General features: G+C 61.9%; 8 protein-coding genes. 2 read left to right on the plus strand and 6 right to left on the minus strand.

All coding sequences use genetic code 11. The features are described 5' to 3' along the window. Positions 1–41 precede the first annotated feature (41 nt). The 6 genes from NX775_RS00260 to NX775_RS00285 form a co-directional block, all read right to left on the minus strand. Positions 42–2,435, minus strand: a complete 2,394-nt coding sequence (locus tag NX775_RS00260; protein ID WP_258834154.1) for a glycoside hydrolase family 3 N-terminal domain-containing protein — start codon at positions 2,433–2,435, stop codon at positions 42–44. Positions 2,436–2,487: 52 nt separating this feature from the next. Then, the gene (locus tag NX775_RS00265) at positions 2,488–4,053 is read right to left on the minus strand and encodes a GH39 family glycosyl hydrolase (RefSeq protein ID WP_258834155.1); all 1,566 of its coding nucleotides are present in this window, start codon (positions 4,051–4,053) and stop codon (positions 2,488–2,490) included. Next, a complete protein-coding gene (locus NX775_RS00270) occupies positions 4,050–4,454 on the minus strand; it encodes a helix-turn-helix domain-containing protein (protein WP_258834156.1) in 405 nt (134 codons plus the stop codon). Before NX775_RS00270 ends, NX775_RS00265 begins: the two co-directional genes overlap by 4 nt. A gap of 41 nt (positions 4,455–4,495) precedes the next feature. Then, positions 4,496–6,724 carry a beta-glucosidase family protein gene (locus NX775_RS00275; RefSeq protein ID WP_258834157.1) on the minus strand — a complete coding sequence of 743 codons (2,229 nt, stop codon included), beginning with the start codon at positions 6,722–6,724 and terminating at the stop codon, positions 4,496–4,498. Positions 6,725–6,780: 56 nt separating this feature from the next. Continuing rightward, entirely contained in the window at positions 6,781–8,460 is a 1,680-nt protein-coding gene (locus NX775_RS00280; RefSeq protein ID WP_258834158.1) for a sodium:solute symporter family transporter, read from the minus strand. A 90-nt stretch (positions 8,461–8,550) separates the two neighbouring features. Next, complete coding sequence (locus NX775_RS00285) at positions 8,551–11,547, minus strand: TonB-dependent receptor (protein WP_258834159.1); 2,997 nt, start codon at positions 11,545–11,547, stop codon at positions 8,551–8,553. 586 nt (positions 11,548–12,133) lie between these two features. On the opposite strand from NX775_RS00285, the gene NX775_RS00290 reads away from it, so the two are divergent. Both NX775_RS00290 and fdnG read left to right on the plus strand, forming a co-directional pair. Then, complete coding sequence (locus NX775_RS00290) at positions 12,134–12,484, plus strand: hypothetical protein (RefSeq protein ID WP_258834160.1); 351 nt, start codon at positions 12,134–12,136, stop codon at positions 12,482–12,484. A gap of 136 nt (positions 12,485–12,620) precedes the next feature. Beyond that, positions 12,621–15,695, plus strand: coding sequence for a formate dehydrogenase-N subunit alpha (fdnG, locus tag NX775_RS00295; RefSeq protein ID WP_258834161.1), 3,075 nt, complete (start codon positions 12,621–12,623; stop codon positions 15,693–15,695).

Below are 15,695 nucleotides of genomic sequence, written 5' to 3' on the forward strand. Positions count from 1 at the left end.
TCCAAACCCGATCCTGATGCGACGGGCCGGCTTCTGCCACATCACGACACCAGCAGCTTCACCGACTTCAGCTGCACACTGTCCGGCCCCGCGTGAATGGTGAAACTGCCCGGCTCGACCACGCGCTTCATGTCCATGTTGTAGAACGCCAGGTCGGCTGGCCGGATGTCAAACACCACCGTGCGTTTCTCTCCCGGCTTCAGGGTCACGCGACGAAAAGCCTTCAGTTCCAGCACCGGGCGCGTCACGGACGAGATATCGTCGCGAATGTAGAGCTGCACGACTTCGTCGCCGGCGACAGACCCAATGTTGGTTACGTCCACCTCGACCTGCGTGGCTTCGTCCGGCCGGATGGTCGCCTTCGTCAGCCGCGGCGCGGCGATATCGAACCTGGTGTACGACAGGCCGAAGCCGAACGGGAACAGGGGCTTGGTGCTGCCGTCGATGTAGCCGCGCCGCGCCGTTGGCTTGTGGTTGTAGAAGATCGGCAGCTGGCCCACGCTGCGGGCGATTGACACGGGCAGTTTGCCGCCCGGGTTGGCCCGCCCGAACAGCACGTCGGCCGCTGCATGGCCTGTTTCCTGGCCCATGTACCAGCCTTCGACGATCGCGTCGGCGCGCTCGGCGAGCAGGTTGATCGACAGCGGCCGGCCGTTGAGCAGGAATACCACGGTGGGCTTGCCCAGGTCGAAGATGGCTTTCGCGAGCTCGTTCTGCTGGCCCATCAGGTCCAGCGTGGCGCGGTCGCCCAGGTGCCCATCGGCCCACGCTTCGCGGCTCGTCTGCTCGTTGTCGCCAAGGACCATGACGATCGTATCGGCCGACTGCGCCGCTTCCACCGCGTCGGCAATCAAGCGCGCATTGACTTCTGGCGCCGTGAAGCGGATCTCGTCCTTGCCCCAGATGCGTTCTTCGGTGATGCGCACGCCTTCGCGGTAATCGAAGCCGAAGCCCTGCGCCTTCGCTTCTGCGGCCAGCGCTTCGTGAATTGACACCACTTTTCGGGGCACATCGGAATAGCCGCCGATCGGCGTATCCTTCGCGTGTGTACCGAGCAGCAGCAGCTTGCCTACCTTTTTTGGCTGCAGCGGCAGCAGGCCCTTGTCGTTCTTGAGCAGCACCACGCAGCGCGTGGCCGCTTCGCGCGCCAGTGCCACGTGACTGGCGGTGGCCGTCAGAGCATCGGCATTTTTGGCATCGGCATAGGGATTTTCGAACAGGCCGGCGTAAAACTTCAGTTCGAGAATGCGGCGCACCATCTCATCGATGTCAGTTTCGGCGATCCTGCCTTCCCTGACCAGTTCAGCCAGGTGCCGGTAGGCGTGGCCGTCCGGCGTTTCAATGTCCACGCCGGCTTTCGCCGCGTACCAGGCCGCTTCCTTCGGCGTGGCGGCGATCATGTGGCGCGTGACCAGATCCTTGATGCCCATGTAGTCAGACACCATCACGCCCTTGAAGCCCCATTCCTTGCGTGCGACATCGTGCAGCATCCACCGGTTCGCGTGGGATGGCACGCCGCCGATCTCGTTATACGACGGCATGATCGCGGCCACCGTGGTCTCGCGCACGATGCGTTCGAACGGCGGGAAGAATTCCTCGCGCAGTGTGCGTTCGGACACTTCGGCCGGGCCGGTGTTGGTGCCCGATTCCGGCTGGCCGTGGCCCGTCATGTGTTTCAGGGTCGTCAGCACCTTGTCCTTTGCGAGCTGGCGCGACGTGCCGGAAAAGCCGATCACGGCCGCCTTGCCGATTTCCGCGCACAGGTGCGGGTCTTCGCCAAAGGTTTCCTCGATGCGGCCCCAGCGCGGTTCGCGCGCCACGTCCACCACGGGTGCCAGCGCGAAGGTCGCGCCGCGCGCGCGCATCTCGCGGGCCGCAACAGAAAACACGTTCGTGACCAGGTCCGTGTCGAATGACGATGCCAGTCCGATCGCCTGCGGGAACGAGGTGGCATCGCGCGCGGCGTAACCGTGCAACGCTTCCTCGTGCATGAAGATGGGAATGCCCAGGCGCGTCTGTTCGAGTGCCCATTTCTGCGCGGCGTTCACGTAGTTTGCCGTCTCCAGTGCGCCTCGGTTCGGCCGCGCGCCGTCGTCGCCGGCCGCTGTAGCGCCACCGGCGTCGGATTTACCCTGCCGGTCCGACGGCCGTGCCAGCATGCCCACGCCGGTCGGATAGACCTTCGCGGCCTTGGCGGCCGAGAAGGCGCCGTTGTCTTCGACCTTGCCTTTTTCGGCCCACACGCAATCCATTTGCGCGATCTTTTCTTCCAGCGTCATCCGCCCCAACAGGTCGTCGACCCGCTTCGGCACGGGTGCGGCGGGATTCTTGTAGAGGGGGCGCGCGGTGGCGGCGAATGACAATGCAGGCGCCGCACCCGCGACAGCTACCGTGGCCAGGAACCTGCGCCGGCTGTTGCTTGAATCGTGGTGCATCGTGTGTCCTCGTTTTTATAGTCAGCGTCAGCGCGCCAATCCACTCACGGTGTCACCGCACCGCGTTCAATTGCAGCAGATAGACATCGTTCTCGCGCAAAGGCAAGGCAGTGCTGAACACGCCATCGCGCCCGACCGTCACCGGTTGCTGCTTCAACGGTTTCCCGGTCGCCGTCGCTTTCAATGCAGCGACCTGCGGGCGAGTCAGCTGCTTGGGCGAGCCCATGCCGATATACGCGGTGAACGCATCGTTCTGCTTGTAGCCCACCTGCGAGACCGTCATCGTGTAGGCGCCGGGCTTCAGGCCCCGCATCGCCACCTTGACCTGGCCTTTCGACTTCGGCGGCAGGTCCTTGATGAAGTACTGCTGGTTGTTGATCCCCGCCGGCAGCGTGTGCGAGTAGTCCCACAGCAGCACCTGGGCGTTGCCCTTGTCGTCGAGCGTCGCCGTCGAATCCTGGTCCGTGTTCTTCAGTTCACGATCGCCCAGCTGGTTGAGGAACTGGTAGGCAAAATAGGCCGGTTTCTTGATGCCCTGCGTGTTCATCAAGCCGAAGCCGCCGTGGAAAGCTTCGAAGCGCGGACCGGCTTCCTCGAAGATGTCGGTAAACACCCAGTACGACATCGACTGTACGGCGCCAGTGCTCTGCTTGAGCTTTCTCAGAATGTAGGCTGGCTGGTGGTAGCTGTCGTGGGTCGGATCGGACGGCGTGTACGACGAGCTCCATTCGGTGTAGTGGAGCTCAAGCTTCGGCATGCTGGAGCCCGCGATCTCCTTGCGGTTCTTGAGCACGTCGTGGGTCACGGCCATCGGGTCGGGGCTCAGGACGGTGCCGGTGGTGCCGAATTCGTCGAGGAAGCCCTGGTTCACGCCATACGAGTGGGTGGAGACGAAATCGAGCGGCACACGGTTCTTGCTGGCGTAGCCGATCATCTCGGGGATCCAGTCGCCGCCCGCAGTAGCCGGGCCGCCCACGCGGTACGACGCGTCGACGCTCTTGACGGCGCGCGCGGCGTGCGCGTACAGCTTGAAATACTCGTCCTGCGTGCCGGCCCAGAAACCATCCAGGTTCGGCTCGTTCCAGACTTCAAAGTACCAGCTTGCCACTTCGGCCTTGCCATAGCGCTCGGTCCAGTGCGTGGTGAGCGCCTTGATCAGGCGTTCCCACTGGGCGTAGTCGCGTGGTGGCGTGACATTACCGCGCCACCAGAAGATGGTCTTGGTGCCGCTGGCCATCGCGGATGGCATGAAGCCCAGTTCCACGAACGGCTTGATGCCGACGCTCTGCAGGTAGTCGAACAGGGCGTCGACGTACTGGAAGTTGTACTGCTCCTTGCCCTGCGCATCGATGCGGAAGACGGCCATGTCGTCACTCAGCAGACCGTGCATGCGGATGTAGCGAAAGCCCGTGTCCTTGCGCAGTTCAGCGAGCTGCTGCTGCCAGTCGGCGCGCAAGCCCTCGTTGGCGCGGCCGGCGCCGACGGACAGGTTGAACATGCGATCGAGCTGGCCCTTGACCTGGGTGACATCGAGGTCGATGTTGCGTTGCTGCGCCTGGGACATCGCTGGCAGGGCAAGCAGCGTCGCCAGCGTCATGGTGGTAATCGTGTGCTTCATGGGGTCTTTTCTCCGGATGTGGGCGAGGGGCAGATCGGCGTGCGATGCGCTTGCGCCCGAAACGCCTTCGGCGTGCAGCCATAATCGAGCTTGAACAGCTTGTTGAAGTACGAGACGTGGTTGTAGCCGACCGTATAGGCGATGTCGGTGATGCTGGCCGAATCGCGTTCGGCCAGCAGGCGGGCTGCTTCGGTCAGGCGCAACCGGTTCAGGTAACCGGTGAACGTGCAACCCAGTTCGGCCTTGAGCACCTCGTTGACCTTGTTGCGGTTTACGCCAGCGCCATGCGCAACCGCGCCCAGCTCGAGCTCCGCATCGGCAAAACGGCTGGCGATGGCGTGCAGGATCGCCGACCTCTCGCGGTCGCGCTGCGGGTCAAGCGAGCGCTGCTGGCAGGCCACGGGCGGTCAGACTTTCAGGCGGCGTTCGTGCAGTTCCGCAATCAGCGCGCGCCGGCGGAAAACTCGCGCGCCGGCAGGCGCACCGTCACCGTCGATACCGGCGCATCGGCCGCTGTCGACAGGATCACGCGGTAGTCGCCGGCGGCGATCTTCCAGCGGTTGCTGGCGCCGTCGAACACTGCCAGCGTGCGCGGATCGATCGTTACTTCGCTGGTGCGGTTTGCGCCGGCGTCCAGTGCCAGCTTGTCCCAGCCACCGAGGCGCTTGGGCGCTTCCCAGCCGGCGCCCACTTTCGACACGTACACCTGCGGCACCGCCTTGCCGGCGCGCGCGCCGCTGTTGGCCACATTGAAGCTCACGCGGATGCTGCCGTTTGTCGCGTCGGCCTTCAGGTTCGTGTATTTGAAGCTCGTGTACGACAGGCCGTGACCGAACGCGAACAGCGGCTTGTGGCCTTTCAGGTCGAACCATTTGTAGCCGACGGCGGCGCCCTCGATGTCGTAGTCGACGTCAAAGCGCGTGTCCTTCGGCAGGTCGATGCCATCGATCTTGGGACGCGGCAGCTGGTTTTCGGCCAGCGGGAACGTCTGCGGCAGGCGGCCCGACGCATCGACTTCGCCCGTCAGCACGCGCGCGATGGCTTCGGCGCCGTTCGTGCCTGGGTACCAGGCCTCAACCACGCCGGCAACGTCGTTCACCCACGGCATCAATACTGGCGTGCCGGTTTGCAGCACGACGACGGTGCGGGCATTGGCATTGGCCACGGCCGCGATCAGCGCGTCCTGGTTGTTCGGCAGCGCCAGCGTTGGCACGTCGGCCGCTTCAGACGTCCACTGCGTCGCGAACACCAGCACCACGTCGGCATTCGCCGCCACTTTCGCGGCTGCTGCAGCGTCCTTGCCATCGTGCCAGGTGATTTTGGCCTTGGTGCGCGCCGCCAGCGCCTTCATTGGCGAGCCTGGCAGGTAGACCATCGGGCCAGGCCAGGCGGCCGGGCCTTCGTTTGGCACGGCCATGCCGCCGCGCGGGTAGACCTGCGCCGAGCCGCCGCCTGACAGCACGCCTTTGTTGGCGTGCCCGCCGATGATGGCGATGCGCTGCACGTCCTTTGCCAGCGGCAGCACATTGCCCTTGTTCTTGAGCAGGACGATGGCTTCTTCCGCATCCGCCTGCGAAATCTTGCCATGGGCCGTGTAGTCGATGTCCTTGGCCTGGACCTTGACCGGATGATCCAGCGCGCCGTGCGCGCCCAGCGCCCACAGGATGCGGGCCACCATGTCGTCCAGGCGGGCCTGCGGCACATGGCCGTTTTCGACGGCTTCCTTCAGCGCGCCGTCGAAGTAGGGCGACTTGTCGAACGGGTAGCCCGACTGCTGGTCCAGGCCCGCCAGCGCAGCCGGAATCGTCGAGTGGGCCGCGCCCCAGTCGGACATCACGTAACCCTTGTAGCCCCAGTCGCCCTTGAGCACCTTGTTGAGCAGGTGGTCGTTCTCGCAGCCATACGGCCCGTTGATGCGGTTGTACGAACACATGACCGAGCCCGGGTCGCCGCGCTCGATCGCGATCTGGAACGCCAGCAGATCGGACATGCGGCCCGCGGCATCGTTGATCTTGACATTCAGGTGGTTGCGGCCCGTTTCCTGGTCGTTGTACGCGTAGTGCTTGAGCGTCGAGACGACGTGGTTGGACTGCACGCCGCGAATCTGTTCGCCAGCCATGATCCCGGCCAGCAGCGGGTCTTCGCCTGTGTACTCGAAGTTGCGGCCATTGCGCGGCTCGCGCGCCAGGTTCACGCTCCCGCCCAGCATCACGTTAAAGCCCGACAGGCGCGCTTCCTTGCCGATCATCGCTGCGCCTTCGAATGCCAGCTGCGGATTCCAGGTGGCGGCCGTCGCAATCCCGGCCGGCAGCGATGTGCGCTCGCGCGCATCCTTGCCCGGCTGCGAGGCCACGCCGATGCCGGCATCGGTCAGCCACTGCCGCGTGATGCCCAGGCGCTCGATGCCCTTGATGAAACCGGCCGACTGGGGCAGGGCGCCGGTGGGCGCTTTCTGGCCTTTGAATTCGGTGCCGAAGTAGCCAAACACCATGCCGATCTTTTCATCGAGCGTCATCTGGCCCACCAGTTTGGCGGCGCGCTGCTGCGCCGCATCCGGTGCAGCAGTTGGCGCTGCAGTCGGCGCAGCGGCTGGTGCAGCATGCGCCGCACCGAAGGCGAGGGCGGCGGCGAGGGCGATGGCCGAACGGCCGAAGGGCAGAGCTGGATGCATGTGTGTCTCCTTGTATGTCTGTTTTTGTATTGGTACGTTGTTACCGCGGCGTGAGCCTACCACCACGCACTGTAGATCGCGATCAGGGCGATGCAGATGACGGTCGCGCCGAACGCGAACCCCGGCTGCACCTTGAACATCGACGCTTCGACTTCGACGCCCTTGCTCTGCTCGAGGCCGGCCTTTGGCCACAGCTTGCTGATGATGACCATGCCGACGACGACGGCGACGAACACGATCGCCATCCGGTCCACGAACGGGATCTCGTAAATGCCGGCGCTGTTTGGCACGGCAAAACCGATCGGCGCCAGGAACGACAGGTCCATCAGGCCGGGCAAAAACTTGAGGATGATCGAGCCGAGGAAGCCGCCGACCGTGGCAAACATCGCCGCGCTGGCCGTGGCCGGCCGCCAGAAGAAGCCCATCAGGAACATGGCCAGGATGCCGGGCGAGACGAAGCCCGTGTATTCCTGGATGTACTGGAAGCCGCCTTTCTTGTCGATGCCCATGAATGGGGCGATCAGCACCGCCAGCAGCATGGCCACGACCACGGTCACGCGGCCGATCCAGACCATGCGCTGTTCGGAGATGCCCTTGTTGAAGGCTTTCTTGTGGATGTCGAAGGTGTAGATGGTGGCGATGCTGTTGGCCTTGCCGGCCAGCGAAGCGACCACGGCCGCTGTCAGCGCGGCAAACGCGATGCCTTTCAGGCCCGTCGGCAGCAGCGTGAGCAGCACCGGGTAGGCGCGGTCCGGGTTGACGTCGGCGCCCACGCCCATCGATGCGCCCAGCACGCCCTGCTGGTGCAGCACGAACGCGGCGATGCCCGGCAGGACGACGATCACCGGCATCAGGAGCTTGAGGCCAGCCGCGAACAGGATGCCCTTGCGCGCCGTGTGCAGGTCGGCGCCCAGCGCGCGCTGGATGATGTACTGGTTGCAGCCCCAGTAGTTCAGGTTCACGATCAGCATGCCGCCGATCAGGATCGATACGCCAGGCAGGTCAAGGTAATTCGGATTGTCACGCGTGAGCACCATGTCGAAGTGATCCGGCGCCACGCCCAGCAGGTGGTTGAAGCCGGCCATCACGCCGCCCCCGCCATTGTTCTGCGCGACCAGGTCGAGTGCGAGCCAGGTGGTCACGAGGCCGCCGAGCACCAGGCACAGGACCTGGATCACGTCGGTGTAGCCGATGACCTTCATGCCACCCAGCGTGATGATGACGGCGAACACGGCCAGGAACACCATGCAGGTCCAGACGTCGATGCCGGCGATGGCGCCGATGGCCAGCGCGCCCAGGTACAGGATCGAGGTCAGGTTGACGATGACGTACAGCGACAGCCAGAACAGCGCCATGACGGTGGAAACGGTGCTGCCGTAACGCTGTTCGAGAAACTGGGGCATCGTGTAGATGCGGTTGCGGCGGTAGATCGGCATGAAGAACACGGCCACCAGGATCAGCGTGAACGCGCCCATCAGTTCATAGACGGCAATCGCCATGCCCATCTTGAAGCCCGAGCCGCTCATGCCGATGAACTGCTCGGCCGAGATGTTCGACGCGATCATCGAGGCGCCGATGGCCCACCAGGTCAGCGAGCCCTCGGCCAGGAAGTAGTCGTGCGAGGCGGAGGCCGAGCGCTGCTTGCGCTTGTAGACCCAGAAGCCGTAGCCGGCCACGATGATGAAGTAGACAAAAAAGACGAACGTGTCCAGCGACGAAAAAGTCGAGCTTTGCATTGGTCGGGTTTTCCTGGAAAAGCAAAAAGCCCGCTGACCTGCCGCGCGGGGCGGCAGGTCAGCGGGCGTCGGGATTACATCGGCATCGACTTAGAACGACACGCCCAGACGCACACTGTAGCGCGGACCGCTGACGAACCAGGCACGGCCCTTGTCGCCGATGTGGTGCGTCATGATCTGCTTGTACTTCGCGTCGGTCAGGTTGGTGCCCTGGAAGTCGAGGCGGAAGTTCTCGTTGAACTTGTAGCTGACGCCGCCATCAAGCTGACCGTAGTCGTCGGCCCAGATCGGCAAGCCCCAGGCGATGACGTTCTGGCCGAATGTCGCGCTGTTCGGATTGGTATCGACACCGTTCGTGCCGTTGGTGCCATTGTTGTTGACACCAAGCAGGCTCTTCGAACGCCAGCTGTAGGCCAGACGCGCCGACCAGGGGCCCTTGTCATACAGTGCGGCCAGATTGAACGAATTGCGTGACAGGTAGTCGAGCGGCAGGTTGCCGAAGGTGCGGCCATCGGTGTCGCAACCGTTGATGTTCAGGTTGATATTGGCCGCGCCCGTGACATTGCTGCAGTATTCCGAGAAGACCGGGTTGTACAACTCGCGCTTGCTCTTGACGTGCGTGTAGTTGGCCTGCACACCAAAACCTGACAACCAGCCTGGCAACTTGTCGAAGTACTGCTGGTACGCCATCTCAATACCACGCGCCGTACCGCGGGCGCCGTTCACTGGGGTAGCAACATTGAAATCGATTGCACGGCCGGCCGTATCGGTTAGCTGATAGCTTGCGTTCTGCTTGATGATGATGTCTTTCAGGCGCTTGTCGAACACGGCAAAGGTCAGCGAACCGGCCTGGGCGAAGTACCATTCCGCCGTCAGGTCCATATTGCGCGAAGTGACCGGGCGAAGCAGAGGATTGCCAACCGATTCGCCCGTATGGCCGACCGACGTCACGTTGGTGACTTGTGCGGCACCAGTGCCGGTGGTCGAACTGGTCACGCTCTGGCTCAGTGTCGTATAGGCCTGCAGCTGGCCGAAGTCAGGTCGCGACATGCCCTTGCCGAGCGCAAAGCGGAATTGCAGCTGATCGGTTGCCTTCATGCGCAGGTTCAAGCTCGGCAACCAGTTGTGGTAGCTATTCTCGTAGTCCTCGCGCGCAGCGAATGGCGCGATGACCGGTACGCCCAGACCAGTGGTCCCGCCCGGTGGAATGGTGAACGTGGAGTTGTACACCGTGTAGCCGAACGACTTGTTGTCGGTCTTGACATAGCGGACGCCTACATTACCGTCGATCGGCATGCGCAAGTCATCAAAAGCAAAGCGCAGCTGCGTGTAGAGCGCCTTGGTCTTCTCGGCTTGCTCGTTGTCGCCTGACGGATTGGCTTCGCCGAATACGGCTGCTTTCCAGGGAGTGCAGGTATTACCTGCCTGCGTGCACAGTACGTCGTGGAAGCTGTGCAGATTGGCGTACGTGCCCGGATAGCCAGTAGTGAGTTCCTTGGCCGGGAACACGATCGCCGGGACGCTGGCATCGCCGTTGAAGAAGTTCGGGAAGTTGTTGACCGTGGTCGGCGCGTTGAAACGCGGGTCGCTTAGCGTAGCGAGCTGATTGATTTGCCATGGCATCATCCAGCGTTGCGAGATACCAACCCAGTTGTAGCTTGGGTTGGAGTTGATGGTCTTGGCATCGCGGTCGGTCAGACGTACGCCAAAGCGAATGTCACGCAGCACCGGATGATCGAACTCGTACTTGACGTCGCCTTTCCAGGCTTTTTGCTCGGTCACGCTGCGGTCGCGGTGTTCTTGGGTAAAGGCCCAGAAATAGTTGGCCGGGTCGCTCATTCGCGCTGCCTCGGCGGCGTTGAACAGGATGTTCGGATGGCTGCCCGTCAGATCCAGGTTCAGCGACGGCACCAGTGTGCCTAGCGCCACGGTCGAGTCGAATCCTTCCGACTTTGCCTTGACGTGCTGGATATCCGAAGTGAACGTCAAGTTCGGGCTTGGCTTCCATTCGATGTTCCAGGCAACGTCGGTGGTCGACGAGTCGCGCGTCGAGGTGCGGCTGTTGTTGGCGTACTCGATGGCGCCATCGGTCGGGTTGGTGATCTGGCCGCTCAGGAACGCGCCGTTCGCGTCGTAGACACCATTGCTGACACGCAGATTGGTCGGGGTGCCTTCAGCCGAGAACAGGGCGTTCTCGTCCCACTGCATGTCGTACTTCGATTTGAAGTACGTGATGTGGCTGCGCAGGGTGTTGTCGAGCTTCCACTGCAGTGCCGCGTAGGCGCCCTGGCGCTTGCGCTCGAAGTCCAGCGTGCGCCACTGCGCGCCTTTTGGAATCCAGACCGTGCGGCCCGGCTCGGCGTTGGCCACCGGGTAGTACGGCTCGACCTGGAAGGCGTCGGTACGGGTGTTGCTGTTCGAACTGGCGAAGTTGACCAAGGCGCCGAATTCGCCCATGGCAGTTTTCCAGCGGTTCGAGTACATGAACGAGCCGGCCGGGTCCTTCTTCTTGTTCAGTTCGGTGTACGTGCCTTCGACGCTGCCCGAAATGCGCTGGCCCTTGATGTCGAACGGCAGCGCGGTGCGCAGGTTGACCAGGCCCGAGATGCCGCCTTCGATCTGTTCGGCGGACGGGTTCTTGTAGACGTCGACGCCGGCCATCAGCTCTGGCGGGACATCCTCGAAGCTCAGTGCGCGGCCGCCATTGGACGAGAACGAATCGCGGCCATTGAGTTCCGAGCGCACCCAGGTCAGGCCACGGATCGATACGCCCGAGCCTTCGACCGAGAAGTGTTCCGGGTCGGAGCGCGACATGGTGCGGTCGATGGTGACGCCAGGGATGCGTTGCAGGACTTCGGTGATCGATTTATCGGGCAGTTTGCCGATATCGTCGGCGACGATCGAATCGACGACCTCGTCCGAATTCCGCTTGAGTTGCTGTGCGCTGTTGAGTGCGGCACGTTGCCCGGTGATTTTGACGACCTGCGCTTCGGCAGGGGCCGGGGCGGCTTCCTGGGCAAACGCTGCGGACAACCAGCACAGGTGTGCCACGCCCACGGCAATCGCCGATCGATTCAGATGCTTCATTCTGTTGTCTCCGTCTTTGTTGTGAAGAGCCCATCTGCCGGGACTCTCTGCTGGAAATACCGTGCTCGTCAGGGGCGTAGGGGCGGCGTCCATGCAAGCTGTAAAATAATATAACACTAAATGTTAGGCGCAACCATTTTTTGTTATGGCCTGTTGGTAAATACCATTTTTGCTACATAGCACTTGACGCGGTCGCGTCGTTTGATGTGAATAGGGTAAGGAGCGTGGTGGATGCATGCCCGGCTGACGCTGAGCAATTGCGCGATACGTGGCAGCGATTTCCGACGTGAGAGTCGCAATTTTGACGCGCTTCTGCAACGCGCGCGAAGGCAGGCTACACTAGCGCCGCCTGGTGGTTGTTAGCCGCGAAAAAGCGGGGCGGAAACAGTAAAAATGTCGATAAAACCGTCAATTTGGCGGCCAGACAGTCTTTACATCCGCTTTTGACGAAAATATTCGTCATAAAAGCGGGTCAAAACTCACGGAATGTCACCCTTTGCGAACGGCTGTGCGTAAAATACTTATTCAAGTAGTTCCGCATTTCCGCTATATTTTCAGTTGTATCTCTAAGTCAATGGATATTGCAATGATTCACATCAAACAAACAGCACTTACTCTGCGCAATGCAGCCATCGTAGCGACCGCCGTATTCGCTCTGGCCGCGTGCCAGAAAAAGGAAGCGACCGCGCCGGTGCAGACGCCGGACGTCGCCGGTCCGAATGGCGCAGCCATTGATCCGCACGCAGGCCTGAAATCCGAATCGGCTACCGCCCCAGCGGCCGTGCCGGAAACCGGTCCTGCCGAAGGCGGTACCGCGATCGGCGGCATGGTTGCCGGCCAGGATGCAGACTCGAACAAACCCCGCGACAGCGGTGCTTCAGAACCAACGGGTGGCGATGGCGCCACCACGCAGGCAGCGACGCCGCCAGCAAAATAATTGCTGGCGAGTCCAACGGCGCGCACACCGGCGCATGGTGGCTCCGGTAACGGTCAGGATGGAAAGAAAGCCAGGGCGACGACCCTGGCTGGCTCCATTTTGATGTGCGCAATCCATTACTAGCAGGAGAATCTAGATGGGCATGAACAGAAGGCAGTTCCTCCGCGCAAGCGGTGCGGGACTTGCCGCCTCCACCATCGTCGCGCTCGGCTTCTCGCCGTTGCCGGCGATGGCAGAGACGCGGCACTATAAATTGGCGAAAGCCAAGGAGACGCGCAACACGTGTCCATACTGCTCGGTGGGCTGCGGCCTGCTGATGTACAGTCTGGGCGACGGCGCAAAGAACGTTACCTCGGACATCATCCACATTGAAGGCGACCCGGATCACCCGGTCAATCGCGGTACGCTGTGCCCGAAAGGCGCCGGCTTGCTCGACTTCATCCATTCGCCGAACCGTCTCAAGTTCCCGGAAATCCGCGAACCTGGCACCAACGAATGGAAACGCGTTTCCTGGGATGAGGCAATGACGCGCCTGGCCGGCCTGATGAAGGCTGACCGCGATGCGAACTTCATTCCGACCAACGCCGAAGGCCAGCTGGTCAATCGCTGGACGAGCACGGGTATGCTGTGCGCGTCCGCGTCGAGCAACGAAACGGGCTACATCACGCACAAAGCGATGCGTTCGATGGGCATGCTCGTATTCGATAACCAGGCTCGCGTTTGACACGGACCTACGGTGGCCGGTCTGGCCCCGACGTTCGGACGAGGAGCGATGACCAACCATTGGGTTGACATCAAGAATGCCGATGTTGTACTGATCATGGGCGGCAATGCCGCTGAAGCACACCCATGCGGTTTTAAATGGGTTATTGAAGCAAAGCATCACAATAAAGCCAAGCTGGTCGTGGTCGACCCACGCTTTACGCGTTCGGCCGCCATGAGCGACTATTACGCACCGATCCGCGCTGGCTCGGACATCGCCTTCCTGGGCGGCGTCCTGAACTATCTGCTGACCAACAACAAGATCCAGACCGAATACGTCCGGAGCTACACCAACGCCCCGTTCATCGTGAACGAAGGCTTTGACTTCCAGGACGGTCTGTTCTCGGGCTACGACGAAGCCAAGCGTCGCTACAGCAATGAAAGCTGGGGCTACGAAATGGGTGACGACGGTTACGCCAAGGTCGATCCGACCATGGAGCACCCGCGTTGCGTGCTGCAAGTGATGAAGCGCCATTATTCGCGCTACACGCCTGAGCAGGTCAGCAAGATCACCGGTACCCCGGTCAAGCAATTCCTGAAGGTCTGCGAATACATCGCCTCGACTGCCCAGCCGGGCCGTGCGATGACGATCCTGTACGCACTGGGCTGGACCCAGCACAGCCAGGGTAGCCAGATCATCCGTACCGGCGCGATCATGCAGCTGCTCCTGGGTAACGTCGGTATCGCCGGCGGTGGCCTGAATGCACTGCGCGGTCACTCCAACATCCAGGGTCTGACCGACCTGGGTCTGCTGTCGAACTCGCTGCCGGGCTATCTGTCGCTGGCAACCGACAAGGAGCAGGACCTCGAGACGTACTACAAGCCGCGCGCACTGAAGCCTTTGCGTCCGAACCAGATGAGCTACTGGCAGAACTATCCCAAGTTCTTCGTCAGCCTGCAAAAAGCCTGGTGGGGCGATGCCGCGACCAAAGAGAACAACTGGGCCTTCGACTACTTGCCGAAAATCGACAAGCTGTACGACGTGCTGCAGGCGTTTGAATTGATGGGTCAGGGTAAATTGAACGGTTACATCTGCCAGGGCTTCAACCCGGTCGGATCGTTCCCGAACAAGAAGAAGATAATCGCCGGTCTGTCGAAGCTGAAGTTCCTGGTGACGATGGATCCTTTGAACACCGAAACGTCCGAGTTCTGGAAGAACTTCGGCGAGTCGAACGACGTCGATCCAAGCAAGATCCAGACGACCGTGTTCCGCCTGCCGACGACGTGCTTCGCCGAGGAAGACGGTTCGCTGTCGAACTCGAGCCGGTGGCTGCAGTGGCACTGGAAGGGCGCTGAAGCGCCGTACGAGTGCAAGCCGGACATCGAGATCATCGCTGACCTGTTCTCGCGCATGAAGAACCTCTATCTGAAAGATGGCGGTGCATTCTCGGATCCGATCACCAAGCTGTCGTGGCCGTACAAGATTCCGCACAGCCCTTCTGCCGAAGAGCTGGCCAAGGAATTCAACGGTAAGGCGCTCGCTGACATCTATGACGCAAAAGATCCGACCAAGCTCATCCTGAAGGCAGGCGAGCAGGTGCCGGGCTTTGGCGTGCTGCGCGACGATGGCAGTACCGCGAGCGGTTGCTGGGTGTATGCCGGCGCATGGACGCAGGCAGGCAACCAGATGGCGCGCCGCGACAATGCAGACCCGTACAACATCGGACAAACGCTGGGTTGGGCCTGGGCCTGGCCGGCGAACCGCCGCGTGCTGTACAACGCTGCCTCGACCGATCCAAAGACGGGCAAGCCGTGGAATCCTGCGCTGAACCTGATCTCTTGGAATGGTACGGCCTGGACTGGTTCGGATATTCCGGACATCCGTCCTGACGCCGATCCGGCCGAAGAGAATCGTACGCAGCCGTTCATCATGACGTCTGAAGGCGTGGCGCGTCTGTTCGCACCGACCGGCATGGCCGAAGGTCCGCTGCCGGAGCACTACGAGCCGTTCGAATCGCCGTTCCCGGTCAATCCGATGCACCCGAAAAACCCGCTTGCCCGCGCCAATCCGGCGGCCCGCGTGTTCAAGGGCGACATGGAAGCGTTCGGTACGGCCAAAGACTTCCCGTACGTCGCGACCAGCTACCGCTTGACCGAGCACTTCCACTACTGGACCAAGAACGTTGTTTCCAACGCGATTATCCAGCCACAGCAGTTCGTGGAAATCGGTGAAGAGCTGGCCAAGGCCAAGGGCATCACGAATGGCGATATGGTCAAGGTGTCGTCGATGCGCGGCTTCATCAAGGCCAAGTGCCTGGTGACCAAGCGTATTCCGCAACTCGATTGCGATGGCATGAAGGTCGATACAGTGGGTCTGCCGAACCACTGGGGCTTTGTCGGTGTGGCCAAGCCGGGCTTCCTGGTCAATACGCTGACCCCATTCGTGGGCGACGCCAATACCCAGACCCCGGAATTCAAGTCGTTCCTGGTCAATATCGAAAGGGTCTAA

Origin of the sequence: Massilia aurea, from assembly GCF_024753205.1 — a bacterium.
Lineage (GTDB): Bacteria > Pseudomonadota > Gammaproteobacteria > Burkholderiales > Burkholderiaceae_D > Telluria > Telluria aurea.